This window comes from Bacillus suaedaesalsae (genome assembly GCF_016890225.1).
Lineage (GTDB): Bacteria > Bacillota > Bacilli > Bacillales > SA4 > Bacillus_BS > Bacillus_BS suaedaesalsae.
Map to the genome: position 1 here is coordinate 122,792 of NZ_JAFELM010000044.1, position 23,256 is coordinate 146,047.

The following is a 23,256-nucleotide window of genomic DNA, read 5'->3' on the forward strand; positions in this document are numbered from 1 at the left end:
CCTCTTTTCGTATTAGCAATGATTATTTCAATTAGATTAACCTATTAAGGAAATACGAAATTGATCAAATTGCTACGAAAAGAGCCTTTACTAAACAGATTCTGTTTTTGATTCAAACGTCGTTGTGGAAGCAGGTATTACGTCTTCCGCCATGATTGAATGGCGTTTCCCAAATGCAATCTCGAACACTTCTGAAATATGGGAGACAGGTATGATATCAATACCGTCTATTTCTTTTAAAATTGATTGCATATTTTCAATTGGAATAATAACCTTTTTCGCTCCTGCTAGCTTGGCTGCTTTTACTTTCGCGAATACGCCTCCAATAGGTTTCACAAATCCATGAATACTTATTTCACCTGTCATCGCCACACGATGGTCAATCGGTAAATTGTTTATAGCAGAATAGATCCCTGTAGCCATTGCAATACCAGCTGAAGGTCCATCTACTGGAATTCCACCTGGAAAATTAACATGAATATCAAAATCTGACGCAGGTACACCAAAAGCTCGTAATACAGTTAACACATTTTCAATCGAACCTTTCGCCATACTTTTTCGACGAACAGATTTTCCTCTGTCCCCAATGCTTTCTTCTTCTACTATACCAGTAATATTAATGGAGCCTTTATCTTTATTTGGTATTACAGTAACTTCAATCTCTAATAGAGCCCCTGTATTAGGTCCATATACTGCTAACCCATTTACTAGTCCAACCTTTGGCTCAATATTAATTTTCTTCTCTTGTCTAGGTGTTAGTTGACTTGAGTGAACAACCCATTCAATATCTTCAGTCTTTATGTAGTTACGATCTTCTGAAATCGCTAGTCCTGCTGCAATTTGTACCATATTTACAGCTTCTCTACCATTACGTGCATAGCTTGAGAGAATTTGAATTCCTTCCTCTGTAACATCCATGTTGATTTTTGTCGCTGCCTTTCTTGCAACAATTGAAAGTTCATCAGTATCTAGTTCTCGGAAGAATACTTCTAAACATCTTGAACGTATAGCTGGCGGTAGCTCGTTTGGTGTTCGTGTTGTCGCACCGATCATACGAAAATCAGCAGGTAACCCATTTTGGAAGATATCATGAATATGTGTTGGGATTTGTGTATTTTCTTCACTATAATACGCACTCTCTAAGAATACCTTTCGATCCTCTAATACCTTTAACATTTTATTCATTTGAATAGGATGTAATTCGCCGATTTCATCAATGAACAAAACTCCTCCATGTGCATGTGTAACCGCACCTTGCTTTGGCTGCGGAATACCCGCTTGTCCCATAGCGCCTGCTCCTTGATAAATTGGATCATGGACAGATCCTATTAGCGGATCCGCAATTCCTCTTTCATCAAATCTAGCAGTTGTTGCATCTAATTCAATAAAAACAGCCTCTCTTTTAAAAGGGGATTTCCCATTACGTTTTGCTTCTTCTAGCACTAATCTAGCTGCTGCTGTTTTCCCTACACCTGGAGGACCATATACGATCACATGCTGTGGATTGGGACCACATAAGGCTGCTTTTAAAGCTCTTATCCCATCCTCTTGGCCAACAATATCATTGAAGCTAGTAGGTCTTACACGTTCCGCCAAAGGCTCTGTTAAGGATATGGAACGCAACTTACGTAACTGGTCCATTTCTTTTCTTGATTCTCTATCAATGGAGACTTTTTGCGTACGTTGGTTTCGTAATAAATTCCAAAAATATAGACCAATTATTATTCCAAAAAATAATTGGATAAACAGCGCAATACTTGTCCAACTCATCTTATACCCTCCTGGTTCTCTGTTGTCTCTGTTAACTAGTATTTCCTGGTAACTGTTGGACTAAACAGAAAAATAGTAGAATACTTTTGGACATTATATGACATGGTGAACCGGTAAGTAAAAAAATATAGTAAGGATTAAAATCCAGAAGATGCAAGAGAGGTAATTGATCTCATTAAGGAGGTTTGATTATGGTTAATTGAATAAGATAAGAATCTTAGAAAAGTACAAGGAACTTATGCTGTTTTAAGGAACTTATGCTAAGAGCGCTCACGTCCTGTGCAAGTAAAAAAACTCGGATAGAACTTCTATCCGAGTTTACAATCAAGCAGAATCTTTTTTATCTTGTCCTGTAACGACTGTTCCGTCTTTTAGGACCAGCTTCGGCTCACTATCACCTTTAACTGTTTCAAGTGTAATGATACATTTTTCAATATCTTCTCGTGAAGGTAGTTCGTACATTACATCCAACATTATCCCTTCAATGATAGAACGTAACCCACGAGCTCCTGTTTTTCTTTCAATTGCACGTTTTGCAATTTCAAGAAGAGCTCCTTCTTCGAAATCAAGTTCAACATCATCTAGCTCAAGAAGCTTTTGATATTGCTTGATTAATGCATTTTTTGGCTTTGTTAAAATTTCTACTAATGCCTCTTCATCTAATTGCTCAAGATTTGCAATTACTGGTAAACGTCCAATGAATTCTGGAATTAATCCAAATTTCAGTAAATCTTCTGGAAGTACCTTCGAAAGTAATGAAACCTCACTACCATCTTCGATTGTGCTTCCTGCTCCAAAACCAATAACCTTTTTACCTAAACGGCGTTTAATAATTTGTTCGATCCCATCAAACGCTCCACCACAAATAAATAGTACGTTTGTTGTATCAATTTGAATGAATTCTTGATGAGGATGCTTACGTCCACCTTGAGGAGGCACACTCGCAACAGTTCCTTCAAGAATTTTCAATAAGGCCTGCTGTACCCCTTCACCCGATACATCACGAGTAATGGATGGGTTTTCAGACTTTCTTGCCACTTTATCAATTTCATCAATATAAATGATACCCTTTTCAGCTTTTTCAACATCATAATCGGCAGCTTGGATTAACTTTAGGAGAATGTTTTCAACGTCCTCCCCTACATAACCTGCTTCAGTTAATGAAGTTGCATCAGCAATTGCGAATGGCACATTTAAAATTCTTGCTAAAGTTTGGGCTAATAAAGTTTTACCACTACCTGTTGGTCCAATCATCGCAATATTACTTTTTGCTAATTCTACATCGTCGATCTTACTATTCGAATTAATACGCTTATAGTGGTTGTATACAGCTACTGCCAGAGACTTCTTAGCTGCATCCTGTCCAATGACGTACTCATCTAAAATGTCACGGATTTCTGATGGCTTCGGAACGTCTTTGAATTCTACTTCTTCCTCAGTTCCTAATTCCTCTTCAACAATTTCTGTACATAATTCGATACACTCGTCACATATATAAACGCCTGGCCCTGCTACTAGCTTTCGAACCTGGTCCTGTGTTTTTCCACAGAATGAACATTTAAGTTGACCTTTTTCATCATTAAATTTAAACAACTATCTCACCCCTTACCATTACTACTGAACCATTGCGTTATTTCTTCTCTCCATTACCCAAATACACGTTGAAGAGCTTTTCTTTATTCTGATTGTTATGTATTTTACCATATTACTTTCTTAGAGAGGTAATAATAACCCTCTCATATGTATGTATTTGTTGAAAGTGCATTTTTTATAAGTTCTTTTTTAATGATTATTTTTACCGTTACCAGATACTTAAACCATTTTATGTATGTAATATGTAGTGTTTAGTAAAAACAAGGCACGAACTAGTCGCGCCTCATTTTCTATTCTAGTTAATTATTATGCAGTAGCTTTGCTATTCTCTACTAAAAAATCAATTGCTTTACGAATTTTTATATCTTCTTTAAGAAGATCTACATTCCCAAGCATATTTTTGATGTTCTCAACAGTTGTTTGGTACATTTCAGACATCTTTGTTAATTCTTCATCAAGTTCAGCATCAGATACTTGAATGTCTTCAGCATTAGCGATTGCTTCTAACGTTAAGTTCATACGAACACGCTTCGCTGCATCTTCAGCCATTTGCTCACGAAGTGCTGCTTCGTCAGTTCCTGAGAATTGATAATAAAGATCAAGGTTCATACCTTGCTGAGATAGACGTTGTTCGAATTCACGAATCATACGGTCTTGTTCTGATTTTACCATTGCTTGTGGTACATCAATTGTTGCATTTTCAGTAGCAAGGTCAACTAAAGAATCCTTTAATGCATTTTCTGCTTCTTGCTTTCTAGACTCTTCTAAACGAGTTCTAGTTTTAGCCTTTAGCGCATCAAGTGTCTCAACTTCGTCGTCTACATCTTTTGCAAACTCATCATCTAATGCAGGAAGTTCTTTTGTCTTGATTTCATGTAATTTCACTTTGAATGTTGCAGGCTTTCCTGCTAATTCTTCTGCATGATATTCTTCAGGGAATGATACTTCAACATCCTTCTCTTCACCAGCAGCTAATCCGATTAGTTGCTCTTCAAAGCCAGGGATAAATGTATTAGAACCAATTGCTAATGAGTAGTTTTCACCTTTTCCACCTTCGAACGCTACTCCGTCAACAAATCCTTCGAAATCAATAATAGCAGTATCGCCATTTTCTACAGTTCCTTCTTCTTTAACAACAAGCTCAGCTTGACGTTCTTGAAGTTGCTTTAACTGTTCGTTTACGTCTTCTTCTGTAACAGCTGTATCTAATCTTTCTACTTCAAGGTTTTTATAATCACCAAGTGTAACTTCTGGCTTAACTGTAACCTTAGCAGTAAAGATTAAATTTTGTCCTTTTTCTAATTGAACGATATCAATTTCAGGACGGTCTACTGGCTCAATGTTTGCTTCTGTTACTGCATTTTCATAAGCATCTGGTAAGATAAAATCTAATGCATCTTGGTATAAAGACTCTACTCCAAAGCGCTTTTCAAACATTCCACGAGGAACTTTCCCTTTACGGAAACCTGGTACGTTTACTTGCTTCACAACTTTATTGAATGCTTTGTCTAAACCTTTGTTAACTGTTTCAGCGTCAACCTCTACAGTTAAAATCCCTTCGTTACCTTCTAACTTTTCCCATTTAACAGACATTTATACTTTCCCTCCATTATCTATTTCTCTTAACCACCAAAGGATACTATGAAACTTGTCCAGAATGATTAACAAATTTTATCCTACATTTATGTATGGCCAAGCATTGATTATGTTTACAACCATTCCATTATAACATATAATGTGCGTGTTTCAATATTGTTAGCTGCGAACGTAAAAAAACAATCATTTACATTGGAATAAAGGAGATTTCTTCAATTTCTTTTATCCTGCAACTTGCAAATAATAAATCTTGAATTGTAATTTTGTATAGTTCTGCAATTTCCTCAGCTTCAATGTCGATGCCATGCAGATCATACCCCACTTTATGAAGACCAGCAGCCCAAATTGCTTCGTTTTCCGGCTGTGAGTTAAAAGGATAATTAACATATAAATGACGAAACCACATCTCTTTTGCCACTTCAAACAAACTAGGATTCTCATTTCCGAGAGTATCATCTAATACCTGAATTACCTGATGAGTAAACGCATGTGTCTCCATGTCATATAACTCTGCGGTATTAACTTTTAATACTTTTCCAAACTTCTCTACACTTACTTCCCTAAAAATATCCTTTTCAATCAATAGCTGCAAAATTGACGTTTTTACAATTGGATGCTTCATTTCATCTAATAAATATTGATCAAGTATCGGGAAGGAATATGCAATTCCCAGTCTTTCATTTCTCAATGCTTGAACAACATTCCATTGTTCCTGTACAGAATCAGACTCAATGATTCGAGTTACCTCAACACGTTGGGTTTCTAAGATCACATCTTCATCTGCAGTCATCTTTCTACTAAAGTCTAGTAACTTATAAAAATTTTCAACCGTTTGAGGCGGAATTTTATCTTCTTGTAAAACTGCTTCAATCGTTGATTCTACTTCTTCGTAGTTACCAAGTTGCACTAGTATTGTTAGGTACAATTGTAAAACATCATAATAATCACCAACATCTTCTTTAAGCATACGTGAGCAGTTTACTTTTGCTTCTTCTAAGTATCCAAGCTCAAATAAACAAATGACGATTCCAAATTGAACTTCATCTAACGAATCATCATACTCTAGTGCCTGCTGCAGGAGAGCAAGAGCTTCATCAAAATTCTTTTTTTGTAATGCTTCCATCCCTTTATCTAACAATCTCTTTTGCAAATTCGGAAACGGAATCACATTTTTAAATTGATCATTATTGTCCATGTTGACTCCTTAGTTCGTACCCAAAGTTTTAAGATTTTTTTAAACACAGTTTACCAACTACCCTTTTAATATACAAGAAAACAATGTAGGAGTTGGACGAAATATAAAAAGAAAAACCTTTTCAATTAAGAAAAGGTTTAATGTTCGTATGTAAAATGGCGTCCCAGGAGAGATTCGAACTCCCGACCGTACGCTTAGAAGGCGTATGCTCTATCCGGCTGAGCTACTGGGACATATGGAGCGGGTGATGAGAATCGAACTCACAACATCAGCTTGGAAGGCTGAGGTTTTACCACTAAACTACACCCGCAAATATTAGCGACAAAGATAAGTATATAAGTTTTTCGGTTGAATGTCAATAAAATTTATGAAAAAAATATTATCTTCACCCGCATTTAATCTCTTCTATATTAACTCGTGAACATTAAAAATTATATGATTGTTTTCTTAAAATATCAACCCTGTTTTAAAATTTTAACCGTAATGGAAGAGAAGAGCGCGTTAGTTACTCTTCTTTTCTACTAAAGGTTTTGCATAACGACTCTACTCGATGATGCATATGATCAAAAAACTGAACATTAAATTCCGTTTCCTTTACCTCAAGAATACAGTAAGTTCGCTCTAGTATTCTTCTAGGGAGGTGAAAACTACCTGGGTTGATATAAAGTCTCCCATCTACAAATTCACATCCCGCTAAATGAGAGTGACCAAAACAAATGATCTTTGCCCCTACCTCTTCCGCACGATACTGAAGATTCATTAACGTCATTTTCACATTGTACAGGTGGCCATGTGTAGCAAATAAATTTACATCTCGTACTTGGCGGATGGTATCATTTGGAAAATTTCCTATGTCACAGTTACCTTTTACAGCTTGGAATCCTACTAACGCTACATGATTTGAAGGAAGCTCTGAATCTCCACAATGAATCATCATGTCAACTTCCTTATCATATTTTTCTTTAACTTGAAGTAATTCTTGTTCAAAACCATGTGTATCACTTATGATTAATAGCTTCATATTCATAACTCCAAATATTTATTCAACTCTACTTCAAGCTTCTTTAAAGCATCTGCACGATGACTAATCGTATTTTTTTCTTCTTTTGTTAGCTGTGCCATCGTTTTGTTTTTCTCGTGAACGAAAAAGATCGGATCGTATCCAAATCCATTCTCCCCAACCGGTTGTTCAGCAATTACACCGTTACATGTTCCTTCCACGACCACTGTAGGTTTTGAAGGAATAGCCATAGCTAGTGCACAATGAAACGCAGCTCTACGGTTATTTTCACCTTTTAATTCACTTAACACCTTCTGTATATTATCTTCATCGTTTTTTTGTTCTCCTGCATAACGTGCTGACATTACACCAGGTCTACCTTCTAAAGCATCGATAGCTAATCCCGAATCATCTGCAATGACGATTTCATTGACGATTGAAGCAATTCCCTCCGCTTTAAGGATCGCATTTTCTTTGAATGTTGTGCCTGTTTCATCAATATCTGGGCTGTCCTGAATATCTAATAGTGAGATAACATCATAGCCTTTACTTTTGAATAGCACCTCAAAATCCTTAACTTTTCCTTTGTTTTTCGTTGCAATGATTATTTGTTTCATGTTTTTCCCTACTTCTATTTTAAGATTGCATTGCTGATGTCTTCTCCTAATGCTTCCATTTGATGATGGATTAAGTCTTGTATCCCTTTTTCAGCCAGTTCTAACAGTTCATTTAGCTGAGTTCTTGAGAATGTAGCTTCTTCTCCCGTTCCTTGAAGCTCAACAAATTCTCCTTTACCTGTCATCACTACATTCATATCTACATTAGCACTTGAATCCTCGATATAATTCAAATCAAGAATAGGCCCACGTTCAGGATCAACACCAACAGAAGTTGCAGCTAAGAAATCTTTGACCGGGTATGCTGAAATAGCTCTTCTCTCAATAAGCTTTGAAAAAGCAAGAACCATTGCCACATAAGCGCCTGTAATGGATGCTGTTCGTGTACCGCCATCTGCCTGAATAACATCACAGTCGATCCAAACAGTGCGTTCACCTAGTTTTTCAAGCTGTACAACAGAACGAAGTGCCCGACCAATTAAACGTTGAATTTCCATTGTACGACCAGTCACTTTTCCCTTACTAGATTCACGTATATTTCGTTGCTCCGTTGCTCTTGGAAGCATAGAATATTCGGCAGTAATCCAGCCTTTACCTCCACCTCTCATAAATGGAGGTACTTTATCTTCTATACTTGCCGTACAAATAACTTTCGTATCACCTACTGAAATTAGTACTGAACCTTCTGCATGCTTTATGTAATTTTTTTCAATATGTATTTCTCTCAATTGCGCTTGCTCTCTACCATCCACTCGCATTTTATGTCCTCCTCATTCTCATGTTCACCATTGTAGTATGGCCAAATTTACGTTCATTCTTGTATGTTTTCATATAGTAACATGAATAAAAGAGGTGGCAAAATAATGCCTACCTCTTGTATTAGTATATGTTATTACTTACGATAAGCCAACTTAATAGAGATTAAAATTCTCCAGTATTTACCGTTTGAGGTCTTGTTACTGGCTTCGTTAATTCTTCACCTGAGTCTGCTTTTAAATCTGCTTTACCGTTAACTTGAATTGCAACACTTTCAACACCAGGTTGCTCAGTTAGCGATAACACTAATGAATTGATAATATGCTTCGAAATTGCGGTTCCTTCTAGGTTACCTAGGATAGACTCGTTAAAGTTAAGTGTTACAACACCATTTTTATAGTCTGGTTCAGAAATTAGCTCCACTTCAGAGTTGAATTCTGATAGTAGACCACCTACTAAACCTGGCCCTTTAATTAATTCATTAATTGTTGCTACAATTTTATCCTCACTTGTTTCCTGAACACGTTTTGTTACAGGAACGTAGTACGTATTTTCTCCTTCTTGAGCTAAGAAGTATAAGGTAATTAATTCACTATTCATTACATCCACAACGTCAGAGTTATCAACGTTGATTCCATCTGCGCGAGTTAGGCTGTCGTTAATTGGTGTTTTGTTCACTGGCATTACATTTTGCTCATGTCCATTTACCTTGATGTTAACCTTTTTAATCGTATCAAACTGTGTTAATGTCCACGTTAACGATTGTAAAATCTTTTGCTCATCTTCTGCTTTATATTCTGTAAATTCATTAGAAAAATCAACAACTAATGTTCCATCTTTCAATAGGTCTGTTGTCATTTGAGTATCAGGTGGCAATACAGCCTTGAAGCCTTCTGGTAGCATATTCGTTACCGGCCCACCTTCTACTAGGTACTCAAGTACTTGTTGAGCTGCACTATTTTCTTTTGGTAGCTCGAATGTTTGCGGAACAACATACCCATTTTTATCCACAAGATAAAGCTCACGAGTAACTGTATCTTTAGTTGCTTCTTCTTTTTTGTCATTTCCTTCTGAACTCTTACCATCTTCTAGCTTCGCTTGATCATCTACCATATTTACATCCTGTGGTGGATCAATCTCCTTCATCGCTTGCTCCCCACCAAACAATCCACAACCGGATAGTAATACAGTCGATGCAATAACAGTTGTAGCAATTTTCACTTTTGGTAATTTAGGCATTCTAAATCCCTCCTAAGGTAGTTTGTACTAACATGTATACGAGCCTTATTTGAGATTTAGACCGGCTTGTCATTATTTTTTTTAGTAAACAATTTTTATTTTGATGAAGCTTACTATAAAGATTATTCGACAAGTGCCTGGCACAAAAAAACGTGATACGGCTAGTATCACGTAAGTTTTATTACTTCTATTTTTTCTATATTTTGTTGAAATAGTTTGTTTGCGACTTTTTGGAATGCTTCTTTTGTTCCGGTTGTGAAAAATAAATGTTCCTTCGGTTCGCCTTTATTTTTTAATAGTCTGCTATGGTAAAGAATTGTACTCACTTCACGAGCTGTCTCTTCTCCAGAGGATATTAATTCAACTTGCTTTCCCACTACTTCTTGGATAATTGGAGCAAGTAATGGATAGTGAGTACAGCCAAGTATTAATGTATCTATCTTCGTTCCTCTCAGTGAATGCAGTTGTTCTTGAACGACATCGTACGCTTCAAGAGAATCGTAATCCCCAGCTTCAACAATTGGTACAAATCTAGGGCATGCGAGTCCTGTAACTTCTAATTGGTTATTAATTGAATGCAAAACAGAGTCGTATGCTTTACTATGAATCGTTCCAATCGTACCGATAACACCAATCTGCTTATTTTCTGTTACTTTTACCGCAGCACGAGCACCAGGCTGAATAACACCGATAACCGGTATATTAAGTGATTGCCTAATATCTTCTAGTACAGCAGCAGTAGCAGTATTACAAGCAATCACAAGCATTTTTATGTCATATTGAAGTAAGTAATTGGTCATCTCCCAAGTAAATTGCTTTACTTCTTCAAGAGGTCTTGGTCCATAAGGACATCGAGCTGTATCACCTAAGTATAAGATTTGCTCTTTCGGCAACTGCCTCATTAGTTCCTTTGCTACAGTTAGACCACCGACTCCTGAGTCAATAACCCCGATTGGTTTATCCATGTAAATCTCCTCATTCTTTCATTTCTTGATGTAATTTTCCTAGTAGTTTTTCTAACATGATGATTTCATCTTGTGAAAATGCAGAAAGAACTTCTTCCAAATATTTTTGACGCTTCTCAATAACTTCTTCAATGATGCGCCCGCCCTCAGGCAATAGATGTATTCTTACGACACGACGATCGTTTTCATCTTTTACACGTACAACTAATTCATTCTTTTCCATTCGATCGATTAAATCTGTAGTTGTACTAAAAGCTAAATACATTTTATTTGATAATTCACCAATTGTCATATCTCCATTTTCTAAGAGCCATTGAAGGGCAACAAATTGTGGAGGAGTAATCGTATACTGGTTTAACATCTCTCTCCCTTTTTGTTTAATGATGCCAGATATATAACGTAGCGATTTTTCCGTTTCTGCTACAGTAGAATCAACCATTTCTCTTTCAGTAGGTTGGTCTTGCTTCATAACATTCTCCCCCTCATAGTTAAAAGCCAATTAGAAAAATTTTTTATAAATATAATTGGCATAATCCGATAACGACATTTTAATGCCTATTACTATTATTTTCTACTTTTTTCACCAAAATTTCAAGATAAAGTGAAACTTCAATCAGTGAGACGTTTTTTCCACTGATTGTTAGTTGAACCAATCGGGTTCTTACTGGCGCCTTCACCATTTAAACTCTTCGAATCGCTTAAGCATTAAAGAGAGAAGTTAGTGACAGTTAGAACGGGATAAAGGTTGAATTATGTAATAAACCGGCCTTCCACTGTGAGAAAGCCGGTTACATTTTAAAGCTCTAGTTCTCCCATACGTAGGAGCTCTACAACCGCTTGTGAACGCCCCTTAACTCCAAGCTTTTGCATCGCATTGGAAATATGATTTCGAACTGTCTTCTCACTGATAAACAACTCTCCTGCAATTTCTTTTGTTGTCTTATCTTGAACTAACAATTCAAATACTTCCCTTTCTCTTTTCGTTAGCAACGGCTTTGGTTGAAAATCTTTCTCCTTCAATTGTTGTGACCCTCCTTGCCAAGGTGCGAGCTAAAAATAGGATGGGTGTATATTTAGTCACCATATACTATGCCAGATAAGGGTTCACTGTTACTTACAATTTAGAGATTTCATTCATATTCACTATTATTAGTTATGCGTCAACACACTCTTTACCTATCATAGTTAGTAGACTTTTTCTCCAATTTTCAGTCCATCCTACAGGCTTCCCTGTCTTCTTTGAAATTTGAACGATTGTTCCTCTACCTACAAATGCTGGTTTTCCGTTCTGTTTTTGCACAAGATAATGAATATCTACAGATGACGACCCAAGTTTATTTACCTTCACTTTTACTTCTAATTTTTCATCAAAGAAGGTTTGGGATAAGTAGTCACACTGTAGGTCTGCAACAACTGGTATTAAGTCACTATCTCCTTCGATCCAATATTGCATTAAACCTAATGATTTAAAAAATTCGATTCGTGCTTCTTCAAGATATGTAAATACAACTGTATTGTTGACATGTCCAAACATATCGGTTTCACTAAAACGCACTTTAATTGGGTGTGAGAAAATAAATTCCTTTTGCCATGTTTCAAAGTGATCAATATAAGTTGCTTTCACCATGCAAGTACCTCCATTTATATCATTCTAGACTTATAGTCTAATCATACGAATCGTTATCACATTGATTTAATTTACCGTGGAAGGTACACTGTCCTCTGCGGAATGGAGTATCATCTTCACAATTCTGTGGCGCACCTTCCACTATGATCAACACATTGCCCAAATCAACATTCTACTCTAACATAACCAAAAACAAAAAGCTCAGGGTGCCTCGTTTAGCCTCGGGTACAGCTATTGTTAATAACCGCCAGTAAGAGCCCGATTCCTTCAGAAATTCACTAATGGAAGTTTCAGCCGGGCTAGGTGCTGGAACTGGATTATGAACATAACACTCAAAATTTTATAATTTCTTAAATTGTAATAAAATAGCCTCTTCATGAGATCATGAAGAGGCTATCTCTAGTTTAAATGAAAAGTAAATTCATAACTTATGAATTAAACTTCGTCACTTCCGAAGAAGTTTCTAAACATTTGTACAGTTGTATCACGGTTTAGTGCCGCAATCGAAGTTGTTAAAGGAATTCCCTTTGGACAAGATTGTACACAGTTTTGTGAGTTACCACAGTTCGCAAGACCACCGTCACCCATAATTGCATCTAAACGTTCTGACTTATTCATTGCACCTGTTGGATGTGCATTGAATAAACGAACTTGAGATAATGGAGCTGGTCCAATGAAATCAGAATTACTGTTTACATTAGGACATGCCTCTAAGCAAACACCACATGTCATACATTTTGATAATTCGTAAGCCCATTGACGCTTCTTTTCAGGCATACGTGGTCCAGGACCTAAATCGTATGTGCCGTCAATAGGAATCCAAGCTTTAACCTTCTTAAGAGAGTCGAACATACGACTACGATCCACTTGAAGGTCACGTACAACCGGGAAAGTTCTCATAGGCTCTAGACGAATCGGCTGTTCTAATTGGTCAACTAGTGCAGAACATGATTGTCTTGGCTTGCCGTTGATCACCATTGAACAAGCACCACAAACCTCTTCTAAACAGTTCATATCCCATGTTATAGGTGATGTTTCTTTCCCATTAACATCAACTGGATTTCTACGGATCTCCATAAGTGCAGAGATAACATTCATGTTTGGACGATAATCTAGTTCAAATGTTTGATCATAAGGGGCAGCTTCTGGGCTGTCTTGACGAGTGATTACAAAACGGACTTTTTTCTTCTCGCTCATTTTTGATTATTCCCCTTTCTTTTTAGAGTAGTCACGCTTACGCGGCTGGATTAGAGATGTATCAACATCCTCATAGTGGAACTGAGGACCTTCTTCTGTAAACTTCGCCATTGTAGTCTTTAAGAATTCCTCATCATTACGTTCTGGGAATTCCGGCTTATAGTGAGCCCCACGGCTTTCATTACGGTTATACGCACCAATAGTGATAACACGCGCCAAGTGAAGCATGTTGTCTAACTGACGAGTAAAGGATGCACCTTGATTACTCCATTTTGCAGTATCATTAATATTAATGTTTTGGTAACGTTCCATTAATTCTTGAATCTTTTCGTCAGTCTTTAGTAGCTTAGCATTTGTACGAACAACTGTTACATTGTCAGTCATCCACTCTCCAAGCTCTTTATGAATTACGTAAGCATTTTCTTTTCCATCCATAGACATAATCTTTTGGATACGATCTTCTTCTTGCTTCACATAACGATCAAAAATGCTTGAACTAATATCTTCCGCTGTCTTGCTTAATCCTTTAATATACTTAACAGCATTCGGTCCAGCCACCATACCACCATAAATAGCAGAAAGTAATGAGTTAGCCCCTAGACGGTTTGCACCATGCATGGAGTAATCACACTCACCAGCAGCGAATAGACCAGGAATATTTGTCATTTGATCATAATCAACCCATAGTCCACCCATTGAGTAGTGAACCGCAGGGAAGATCTTCATTGGTACTTTACGTGGATCCTCACCCATGAACTTTTCATAGATTTCAATAATACCACCTAGCTTAATATCAAGTTCTTTAGGATCTTTATGAGAAAGATCAAGGTATACCATGTTTTCCCCATTAATGCCTAGCTTTTGCTCTACGCAAACATCAAAGATTTCACGAGTAGCGATATCACGTGGTACTAAGTTACCATAAGCAGGATATTTCTCTTCTAAGAAGTACCATGGCTTACCATCTTTATATGTCCAAACTCGTCCACCTTCTCCACGAGCCGATTCACTCATTAAGCGTAGCTTATCGTCACCAGGTATTGCAGTAGGGTGAATTTGAATAAATTCTCCGTTTGCATAATGTACACCTTGGCGATATACGATCGCTGCAGCAGATCCTGTATTAATAACAGAGTTCGTTGTCTTACCGAAGATAATACCAGGTCCACCTGTAGCCATAATAACAGCATCACCAGGGAAAGATTTAATTTCCATTGATGTTAAGTTTTGTGCAACTACACCACGACAAACTCCTTCATCATCAAGTACTGAACCTAAGAATTCCCAGCCTTCGTACTTTTGAACAAGACCAGCTACCTCATAGCGACGTACTTGCTCATCTAAAGCATAAAGTAATTGCTGACCAGTTGTTGCGCCTGCAAATGCAGTACGGTGATGTTGAGTTCCACCGAAACGACGGAAATCAAGTAAACCTTCTGGAGTACGATTAAACATAACCCCCATACGGTCCATTAAGTGAATAATTCCTGGTGCCGCGTCAGCCATTGCTTTTACTGGTGGTTGGTTCGCTAAGAAGTCTCCACCATAAACTGTATCGTCAAAGTGCTCCCAAGGTGAGTCACCTTCACCCTTCGTATTTACAGCACCGTTAATTCCACCTTGTGCACAAACTGAGTGAGAACGTTTTACTGGTACAAGTGAAAATAAATCTACTGATACTCCAGCTTCTGCCGCTTTAATAGTCGCCATTAGACCTGCAAGTCCTCCACCGACAACTACGATTTTCCCTTTACTCATTTTTAGCTCACTTCCTCTATTAAGGTTCTTTTTAAAGAGTATTGAATCACATACCATCTAAAAAGATACTATTCTAAAATCATATTCTAGCATTACTGTAATACTAGTTTTTTATCTTATAGATTTGCTAATGATGGATCAATAAAAGCAAATATTGTACGTACTCCCACGTAAGAAAGAGCTACGAAAATTGCTAATGTTACATATGTTGAGATTACCTGTGAACGTGGTGTTACAGTAATACCCCAGCTTACTAAGAAAGACCATAATCCGTTCGCAAAGTGGAATACAGTTGATACTACACCAACGATGTAAAATACTAGCATGAATGGATTGCTTAAAATTGCTTCCATCATATCATAGTTAACTTCTGCACCCATTGCTGCTGCAATTCTAGTTTCCCAAACGTGCCAAGCTACGAAAATAAGTGTAATAACACCAGTCACACGTTGAATTAAGAACAGCCAGTTACGGATAAATCCGTAGTTGCTAACGTTATTTTTCGCAGTAAAAGCAATATAAAGTCCATATACAGCATGATAAAGTAATGGTAGAAAAATAACGACAGCTTCTAATAAATATCGGAACGGTAAGTGTTCCATAAATTGTGCAGCTCTATTAAATGACTCTGCACCTCTTGTTGCAAATTGGTTTACTATTAAGTGTTGCACTAGGAAAAGACCTACAGGTATAACACCTAATAATGAATGCAATCTACGGTTAAAAAACTCACGATTTTTAGCCATGTTTTACCCCCCTTGATAACTTAAACATAAAAGAAAATGAAAACCTTTGCATAACTAGTTTTCGTAAAAATGCGACATGTTCATTTTACTCCTACCTAGAAAGTGCGTCAAGAAAACGCTTCAACAAAATAACATTTTCATACATAAGAATATAAGCTCTAGTAAAATAATATTATCATTTGAGTGCATTCTTTGTTAGATGAAATTTTTGAGTAATACGCCATTATTTGTAATATAATAGTGCTTATGAGTTTGGGGATACTCATAAATATCCAGATGAAGTGTTCAAAACTTCATAACAATATATATGAAGTAGTTGTTAGTTTACAACAACTGAATGTGCTAAAAAGAAATAAACAGGATGTACGGGATATGAAAGAGGGGAAGAACATTGAAGGAATTATCGCTTAAAGAACAACTATCTCAATTTGATGGTTTACATACAACAGGTATCGCATATGAGTTACTTCGCGAAGTTCTTTTGCCGGATTTACTTGGGAAAGAGCTACCATCTATTTTATATTGGGCCGGGAAAAGTATCGCTAGAAAATACCCGGTATCAAATGAGGAAGAGGTAATTCAATTTTTTAAAGATGCAGGTTGGGGAAACTTGGCTATTACTTCACAAAAAGCAAATATAATGGAATTTGATCTAACAAGTGAGTTTATTAACGCAAGAAATCAATCACGAAAAGAAACGAGCTATAACCTCGAAGCTGGCTTTATTGCACAACAATTCGAGCAAATAAACAATGTCATTACAGAAGCGTTTGTCGAACAAAAGAAACGACATAATCTTATACATATTACAGTTAAATCTGATAGTAAGGATAACATTTAAAAAGACCTGCAGAATTCTGCAGATCTTTTTTTCATAACCGTTAAATCCTTGGCAGGCTTAAATAGAACCCTACAAGTGATACACACTTAACAAAAAGGTGCCAAGAAACCTTTCTTGAATAATTTTGTTAAAGTACATTGTGGATTTTTTAGCTTTATGTTGATTGTAGTGGAAGGTGCGAGACTCCTGCGGGAGTAGCGGGACAGGTGAGACTCATGCAGGAGCATAGCGACGGATGCTCCCGGAGCACCAAGGAATGCGAGTGCCTTCCACTACAATCAACATTATTGTTTAACAGAGCCTTTTGAAAACAACCACTTTTGTGTAAAAAGCCTATTTATATTAAACGGAATGTGTTACTAGTTCATCTAATTTAAATGCTTCATGTAACGCTTCAACTGCTTTTACCATGAAACGCTCTTCAACGACTGTAGATACTTTAATTTCAGAAGTACTTACCATCTTCACTTGGATTTCGTTGTTAGCTAGTACTTCGAACATTTCAGCAGCTACACCTGGGTTAGAGATCATTCCTGAGCCAACAATTGATACTTTTGCTAAGCTACTTTCAGACTGGATGGAATGAAACCCAAGCTTTTCTTGATTTGATTGAAGAACAGTCAATGTTTCATCTAAATCTGTCGTATGAATAGAGAAGGAAATGTTTGTTTCATCTTGGCTTGTCATACTTTGAATGATGATATCAACGTTAATGCCATGATTTGCAAGAGTAGTAAAAATTGTTGATAAAGAATGAAGTCCATTTTTTAAACCAACAATCGTAACTCGTGTTACTCCATCTTCAAACGCAATCCCTCTAACAATAAGGTTATTTTCCATTGAAACTTCCTCCTCAATTCTTGTTCCTGTTTCTAATTCAAGACTAGATCTTACTTCTAATGGAACTGCATAATTTTTCGCAAACTCAACGGCACGTGGGTGTAAAACACCTGCACCTAAATTAGCAAGCTCTAACATTTCGTCATAAGAAACAGATTGAAGCTTTCTAGCACTCTTAACATAGCGTGGATCTGTTGTGAATACACCCGTAACATCTGTATAGATATCACATTTATCAGCTCTTAATGCAGCAGCAAGAGCAACAGCAGTTGTATCCGATCCACCTCTACCTAATGTTGTGATATTAAATTCAGATGTAATTCCTTGAAATCCGGCGACAATGACAATCTTTCCATTATTTAAATAAGAGTGTAATGTATCAGTTTCAATCTCTACTATCCTGGCGTTTCCATGAATAGCTTCAGTTTTAATCCCTGCTTGCCATCCTGTTAATGAAACTGCATCATACCCTTTTGCCTGAAGTGCAATGGATAATAAAGCAATTGAAACTTGCTCTCCAGTAGTTAATAACATATCCATTTCTCGTTTACTTGGAGTATTCGTAAGTTGAGTAGCAAGATTTACTAACTCATCAGTAGATTTCCCCATAGCCGATACAACAACGACAACTTGATTTCCTCTTTGTGCTTCCTGAATCACACGATTTGCAACATTTTGGATTCTTTCAATAGAACCTACCGATGTTCCCCCAAACTTTTGTACAATTAATCCCACGGCTCTCATCCTACCTTTTCTACAAAATAAAAAGCAATGAGAGTATCTCATTGCTTGAACAGATAAAAATGTTCTCGCGAGTGAGATAGCTCTCCAAACAACATTCAAGCTGTTTGACAATCTTACATTTGTTCAATGCAAAACCAGCAAGGACATGTATGAGCCATCTCCTCACTTCGGCGACGCTCCCCTTTCCATAATCTTCATAAGAGCTCATTCTCTTCTGATTACGTACTATTGAAGTTCGCACCTCTACCATCACTTCATCGAATTGAAGTGTCGTATGAAATTAAACCAATTTTAACAAACATTATAAAGGAAGACAACTACATTTTTAATCTTCCTTTAATTTCTGGGCGATAATAGATGCTGTGTTACGTGGAATACCTACTTCCACTATTTCATCTACCGTTGCTTCCTTTAATTTTTTTACAGATCCAAAATGTTTTAATAACTGCTTCTTTCTTTTCTCCCCTACTCCAGGAATGTCATCTAAAATGGACTGAAAAGCATTTTTCCCTCTCAACTGACGATGAAATGAAATGGCAAATCGATGGACTTCATCCTGAATACGCTGCAATAAGTAAAACTCTTGGCTGTTTCTTTCTAACTGAACGGTTTGAACAGAATCACCAATAAGTAATTCAGAGGTCTTATGTTTGTCGTCTTTAACTAAACCAGCAATCGGTATTTCCAACCCTAACTCATTTTCTAGAACATCTTGAGCAGCAGACAAGTGTCCTTTACCACCATCAATAATAATTAAATCAGGCAGTGGAAGATTATCTTTTAAGATTCGAGAATATCTTCTTCGAACAACCTCTTTCATAGAGGCATAATCATCAGGTCCTGTAACACTCTTAATCTTATATTTTCGATATTCTCTTTTATCAGGCTTTCCGTCAATAAATACAACCATCGCAGAGACTGGATTGGTCCCTTGAATATTCGAATTATCAAATGCCTCAATTCGAAATGGTGTTGCTATCCCAATTTTACTGCCTAAGTTTTCAATTGCCTTAATGGTTCTTTCCTCATCACGTTCGATTAAGGAAAATTTCTCCTCTAGGGCTATCTTCGCATTTTTGCTTGCTAAGTTTACTAATTCTTTCTTTTGACCCTTTTTCGGTTGATGAACACTTACCTCAAGTAATTGTTCTGCCAATTCCTTATCAACACCATCTGGAAGTAAGATTTCTTTCGGTTTAAAATGATGATTTTCAAGATAAAACTGACCAAGAAAAGTAACAAATTCCTCTAGAGGATCTGCGTATACTGGAAACATTGATACATCTCGTTCAATCAATTTACCTTGGCGAATAAAGAAAACTTGGACACACATCCAGCCTTTATCAAATGAAAATCCAAATACATCTCGATCAACCATGTCTGTCATCATCATCTTTTGCTTTTCCATTGTCGCCTCTATATGTGCAATTTGATCTCGAAGGTCTTTCGCTCTTTCAAAGTCTAGTTCCTCAGATGACTTAAGCATTTTCTCAGTGAGTTCAGCCTTTACATCTTGATAGCCTCCATTTAAAAAACGGATGATTCCATCTACCATCTCTTTGTTCTGATCAACTGTGACAGTGTTCACACAAGGTGCTAAGCATTGACCTATATGATAATATAAACATACCTTTGTCGGTAAGGTAGAACACTTCCTTAATGGGTAAATTCGGTCTAATACTTTCTTCGTTTCATTCGCTGAATAAACATTCGGATAAGGTCCAAAGTATTTACCTTTATCCTTCTTAACTTGCCTGGTAATAATTAATCGTGGGTGTTCTTCATTCGTAATTTTAATAAAAGGATATGTCTTATCATCCTTTAAGTTAATATTGTATTTAGGGTTATGTTTCTTTATTAAATTTATCTCTAATACAAGTGCTTCAATATTGGATGATGTGACGATATATTCAAAGTCCACGATTTCATTTACTAAACGTAACGTTTTTCCATCATGAGAGCCTGTGAAGTATGAACGTACCCTGTTCTTTAATACTTTCGCTTTTCCGACATAAATAATGGTCCCTTGGCGATCCTTCATTAAATAACAACCTGGTTGATCTGGTAATATTGCAAGTTTTTCTTTTATTAGTTGATTCATGGTACGTCCTCCCCTCATGCTCTATTTATCGTATTGTATCATATTCTTATTCAAACAACTGATAGTAAAACTTGCCTTACTATCCTCTATGTTGATAAATGATACGAACTTCGACATCATTTCCCAAGAAATATCTTTATTAGTACTTCTTATTTTGTCGGACATTGTAATATGACTGAAGATCCCACTAAAAAAGCACCCCTTTTAGGGATGCTCGGATGTAACTTATAGCTGTGATTCTAATCTTTCAGCTAATGCATCTTTAGGCTGGAAACCAACAACCTTATCTACAACTTCGCCATTTTTCATAATTAATAAAGTTGGGATACTCATAACACCGTATTTCGCTGCTGTTTCTTGATTTTCATCAACATCAAGCTTTACGATTTTCACTTTGTCTCCCATGTCTCCATCAAGTTCTTCTAGAACTGGAGCGATCATTTTACAAGGACCACACCATGGTGCCCAGAAATCTGCAAGAACTAAGCCTTGGCTAGTTTCAGATGAAAAGTTTTGATCTGTTACATTTGTAATTGCCATATTAAAAATCCTCCCAAATAATTAATTTACTTCATAATAACCAAAGTATATCATTATGCTATTTGACTAGCGAACTTTTTGCTCAAAATATACTATACCCTCTATAAAATGTTTTCATGTATGAGTAAAACCTCTAAGTCTTTGTTAAAAAGCTTTATTCTAAATGAATGTTGCCTTTACTCTACACCTTCCACTTCAGGCACTTCCTTTCCGCTTCCATTCACTCACGTTTTACATTTTGTTGTTTTTGGTTGGGTATCTTTCGTTGCATTTCGCTACAGACACTTGCTTTCCGCGGGGGAGAAAGTCGAGCCTCCTGATATGAACGAAACTGTCAAGGCTCCCACTCTTCACCAGGTTTGGATTGTCTTTTGACCAACTCTAAGAAGAGAAGCTATTTACGGCTTCTTTTCTTGATTTTGTTAGTTAGCAAGCCATTCTGGCTAGAATAGCTCCTTCTTTAGCTTACTGACCACTTCTCACTTCTTTGTATGTCTGTCAAGTGGTCTCCTTGACTGTCATACAAAGAAGTGAGAGACTCCATTAAGCTATAGAAGGAATCTGTTCCTTTCTCCTTTTTTTGACTTGAATAGAAGTTAAGAACACGGCACGAAGGCAAAAATCTCTACTGCGGTTTACGCTCTGATATCCGTGGGTTTTCACATTTTATCTTTCCGTATAAAGGACTAATCCACTAACTCGGCACGTGCGTTAATCTATTTAGATATAGCACAGAGGAGGCCACGTGGGTTTTCCTTTCCGGTTTTTTTCTTTGCCTTCGAGCCCTGTTCTCAATCATCTATCTTTCTTCGTAAATTATTCGTGTGAAATTAAAGCCATACATAAAAAATGGATCAATAATACCTATATCACCGTAACATGACAACTTGTAAGATCAAAAACTAGCGTTTTTTACTTCTTCTACCTCTTGTGTAATAGCCCAAATAAAACCAGCTAATTCTCTGGCAACTGCAGTAATTGCTTTTCCACTTTCTTTTCCTCTTGATAATAATCGGTAATACTTTTTATGAAGTCGGTTTTGTGCTTTCCAGGATATCGCTTGAATAGTGGGGGACTGTCCATTTTGTCGTCTCATCAATTCTCCTTTAACTGACGGTTGATAACGATAACTCCATGCAGCTTCTACTAATAAGCGTCGTACATGACGATTCCCTGTTTTTGTGATGCTCCCTTGTATTCTTCTTTCACCACTTGAGTATTCACTTGGTATTAAACCAATATAGGCCATTAATTGTGTTGGTGATGAGAAACGTTTGAAAGAACCTATCTCCGCTACAAGACTAGTCGCAGTAATAAGAGCTACACCTCTTAGTGATTGTAAGGCTTGAATGGTTGGGGCGTGTACGCCCTCCGTTGCCTGAACTCTAATTTCTTCCTCTAGTCTTAAAATTCGTTGTTCTAGCTCTTTCAATTGATGATAATATTCTTGAAAGACCACACGTAGTTTGGAGCTTTCAAATTTTAATGCATCCAGCCATCTACGATATTTGACCGTCCATTTGTTCACACCTGACGGTGGCTTAATGTTATTACGAAGCAAAAATTTACTCAAACGGTGCCTTGCCCTAAGTTCATCTTCTTTTGCATCTTCACGACATCTTACAAGATCACGGAGAGCTTCATCCTCTTCGTTTGGAACATAGATGTTAGTTAATTCTCCTGCTCGATATAACTGAGCCAGTCGAATAGAGTCTCTACGATCTGTCTTAATACGTTCACCTGGTCTTTTAGGTATGAGAGATGGGGCTATCACATCACAATGAACACCTAGGGAAAGTAATAATCTATATAGTGGGTATCCAGTTGGACCGGCTTCATAACAGACTCGAAGAGTCTCGGTGTTTCCAAGTTTATTTATTAATTTCCTAACTGCTTCTGGTGTGTGAGGAATTACTCCCCAGTATCTCGGCTCTTCTCGCCCCTCATCCGCGATCGCAACTGCAATTTTTTCTTTTGATACGTCTAAACCTACATATTTTATGGTATCCTTCATAATAACTAGCTCCTTCCGTAATGTAGCTCTGATTTGGTTTGTTTTTACCAGTAAACATTCTAACCAAATTAACCTACGATGTTACGAGTAAGGAGCTAGTTTCGTTCATGATAACTC

General features: G+C 37.0%; 20 protein-coding genes, 2 tRNA genes and 1 riboswitch. Of the genes, 1 reads left to right on the top strand and 21 read right to left on the bottom strand.

The window, feature by feature from the left end; genetic code table 11:
• Window positions 1-90: 90 nt before the first annotated feature.
• The 17 genes from lonB to JR050_RS19205 all read right to left on the bottom strand — a co-directional run bounded on the left by lonB (window position 91) and on the right by JR050_RS19205 (window position 16,059).
• A complete protein-coding gene (gene lonB / locus JR050_RS19125; protein WP_204205259.1) occupies window positions 91-1,770 on the bottom strand; it encodes an ATP-dependent protease LonB in 1,680 nt (559 codons plus the stop codon).
• 324 nt (window positions 1,771-2,094) lie between these two features.
• Window positions 2,095-3,363 carry an ATP-dependent protease ATP-binding subunit ClpX gene (clpX, locus tag JR050_RS19130; protein ID WP_204205260.1) on the bottom strand — a complete coding sequence of 423 codons (1,269 nt, stop codon included), beginning with the start codon at window positions 3,361-3,363 and terminating at the stop codon, window positions 2,095-2,097.
• Window positions 3,364-3,669: 306 nt separating this feature from the next.
• Window positions 3,670-4,956, bottom strand: coding sequence for a trigger factor (gene tig, locus JR050_RS19135; protein ID WP_204205261.1), 1,287 nt, complete (start codon window positions 4,954-4,956; stop codon window positions 3,670-3,672).
• A 190-nt stretch (window positions 4,957-5,146) separates the two neighbouring features.
• Window positions 5,147-6,154 carry a tetratricopeptide repeat protein gene (locus JR050_RS19140; RefSeq protein WP_204205262.1) on the bottom strand — a complete coding sequence of 336 codons (1,008 nt, stop codon included), beginning with the start codon at window positions 6,152-6,154 and terminating at the stop codon, window positions 5,147-5,149.
• A gap of 156 nt (window positions 6,155-6,310) precedes the next feature.
• Window positions 6,311-6,387: transfer RNA gene (locus tag JR050_RS19145), tRNA-Arg, on the bottom strand.
• A 3-nt stretch (window positions 6,388-6,390) separates the two neighbouring features.
• Window positions 6,391-6,464: transfer RNA gene (locus tag JR050_RS19150), tRNA-Gly, on the bottom strand.
• Between the two features lie 195 nt (window positions 6,465-6,659).
• Window positions 6,660-7,175: a metallophosphoesterase family protein gene (locus JR050_RS19155; RefSeq protein WP_204205263.1), complete on the bottom strand. Its 516-nt coding sequence runs from the start codon at window positions 7,173-7,175 to the stop codon at window positions 6,660-6,662.
• A gap of 2 nt (window positions 7,176-7,177) precedes the next feature.
• Entirely contained in the window at window positions 7,178-7,771 is a 594-nt protein-coding gene (locus JR050_RS19160) for an XTP/dITP diphosphatase (RefSeq protein WP_204205264.1), read from the bottom strand.
• A 14-nt stretch (window positions 7,772-7,785) separates the two neighbouring features.
• A complete protein-coding gene (gene rph, locus JR050_RS19165; protein ID WP_204205265.1) occupies window positions 7,786-8,529 on the bottom strand; it encodes a ribonuclease PH in 744 nt (247 codons plus the stop codon).
• A gap of 163 nt (window positions 8,530-8,692) precedes the next feature.
• On the bottom strand, window positions 8,693-9,766 hold the full coding sequence (locus tag JR050_RS19170; RefSeq protein ID WP_204205266.1) for a GerMN domain-containing protein: 1,074 nt from the start codon (window positions 9,764-9,766) through the stop codon (window positions 8,693-8,695).
• A gap of 167 nt (window positions 9,767-9,933) precedes the next feature.
• Window positions 9,934-10,731, bottom strand: a complete 798-nt coding sequence (gene racE, locus JR050_RS19175; protein ID WP_239454483.1) for a glutamate racemase — start codon at window positions 10,729-10,731, stop codon at window positions 9,934-9,936.
• A gap of 10 nt (window positions 10,732-10,741) precedes the next feature.
• Entirely contained in the window at window positions 10,742-11,200 is a 459-nt protein-coding gene (locus JR050_RS19180; protein ID WP_204205267.1) for a MarR family winged helix-turn-helix transcriptional regulator, read from the bottom strand.
• A gap of 326 nt (window positions 11,201-11,526) precedes the next feature.
• A complete protein-coding gene (gene gerE / locus JR050_RS19185) occupies window positions 11,527-11,751 on the bottom strand; it encodes a spore germination transcription factor GerE (protein ID WP_149218241.1) in 225 nt (74 codons plus the stop codon).
• Between the two features lie 133 nt (window positions 11,752-11,884).
• Window positions 11,885-12,358, bottom strand: coding sequence for an acyl-CoA thioesterase (locus JR050_RS19190; RefSeq protein WP_204205268.1), 474 nt, complete (start codon window positions 12,356-12,358; stop codon window positions 11,885-11,887).
• 435 nt (window positions 12,359-12,793) lie between these two features.
• Entirely contained in the window at window positions 12,794-13,555 is a 762-nt protein-coding gene (gene sdhB / locus JR050_RS19195; RefSeq protein WP_204205269.1) for a succinate dehydrogenase iron-sulfur subunit, read from the bottom strand.
• Between the two features lie 6 nt (window positions 13,556-13,561).
• Window positions 13,562-15,313 carry a succinate dehydrogenase flavoprotein subunit gene (gene sdhA, locus JR050_RS19200; RefSeq protein WP_204205270.1) on the bottom strand — a complete coding sequence of 584 codons (1,752 nt, stop codon included), beginning with the start codon at window positions 15,311-15,313 and terminating at the stop codon, window positions 13,562-13,564.
• Window positions 15,314-15,429: 116 nt separating this feature from the next.
• Complete coding sequence (locus JR050_RS19205) at window positions 15,430-16,059, bottom strand: succinate dehydrogenase cytochrome b558 subunit (protein WP_204205271.1); 630 nt, start codon at window positions 16,057-16,059, stop codon at window positions 15,430-15,432.
• Window positions 16,060-16,450: 391 nt separating this feature from the next.
• Between JR050_RS19205 and JR050_RS19210 the strand changes: the two genes are divergently transcribed.
• The gene (locus JR050_RS19210) at window positions 16,451-16,900 is read left to right on the top strand and encodes a YslB family protein (RefSeq protein ID WP_283244097.1); all 450 of its coding nucleotides are present in this window, start codon (window positions 16,451-16,453) and stop codon (window positions 16,898-16,900) included.
• A 342-nt stretch (window positions 16,901-17,242) separates the two neighbouring features.
• On the opposite strand, the gene JR050_RS19215 is transcribed toward JR050_RS19210, so the two are convergent.
• The 4 genes from JR050_RS19215 to JR050_RS19230 all read right to left on the bottom strand — a co-directional run bounded on the left by JR050_RS19215 (window position 17,243) and on the right by JR050_RS19230 (window position 23,139).
• A complete protein-coding gene (locus JR050_RS19215; RefSeq protein ID WP_204205272.1) occupies window positions 17,243-18,475 on the bottom strand; it encodes an aspartate kinase in 1,233 nt (410 codons plus the stop codon).
• 78 nt (window positions 18,476-18,553) lie between these two features.
• A riboswitch (Lysine riboswitch) is annotated at window positions 18,554-18,738 on the bottom strand.
• 71 nt (window positions 18,739-18,809) lie between these two features.
• Window positions 18,810-20,585: an excinuclease ABC subunit UvrC gene (gene uvrC / locus JR050_RS19220; RefSeq protein WP_204205273.1), complete on the bottom strand. Its 1,776-nt coding sequence runs from the start codon at window positions 20,583-20,585 to the stop codon at window positions 18,810-18,812.
• Window positions 20,586-20,810: 225 nt separating this feature from the next.
• Window positions 20,811-21,125 (bottom strand): thioredoxin, encoded by a 315-nt coding sequence (gene trxA, locus JR050_RS19225; RefSeq protein ID WP_204205274.1) that lies wholly within the window; start codon window positions 21,123-21,125, stop codon window positions 20,811-20,813.
• 895 nt (window positions 21,126-22,020) lie between these two features.
• Window positions 22,021-23,139, bottom strand: coding sequence for an IS110 family RNA-guided transposase (locus tag JR050_RS19230; protein WP_204201818.1), 1,119 nt, complete (start codon window positions 23,137-23,139; stop codon window positions 22,021-22,023).
• Window positions 23,140-23,256 lie beyond the last annotated feature (117 nt).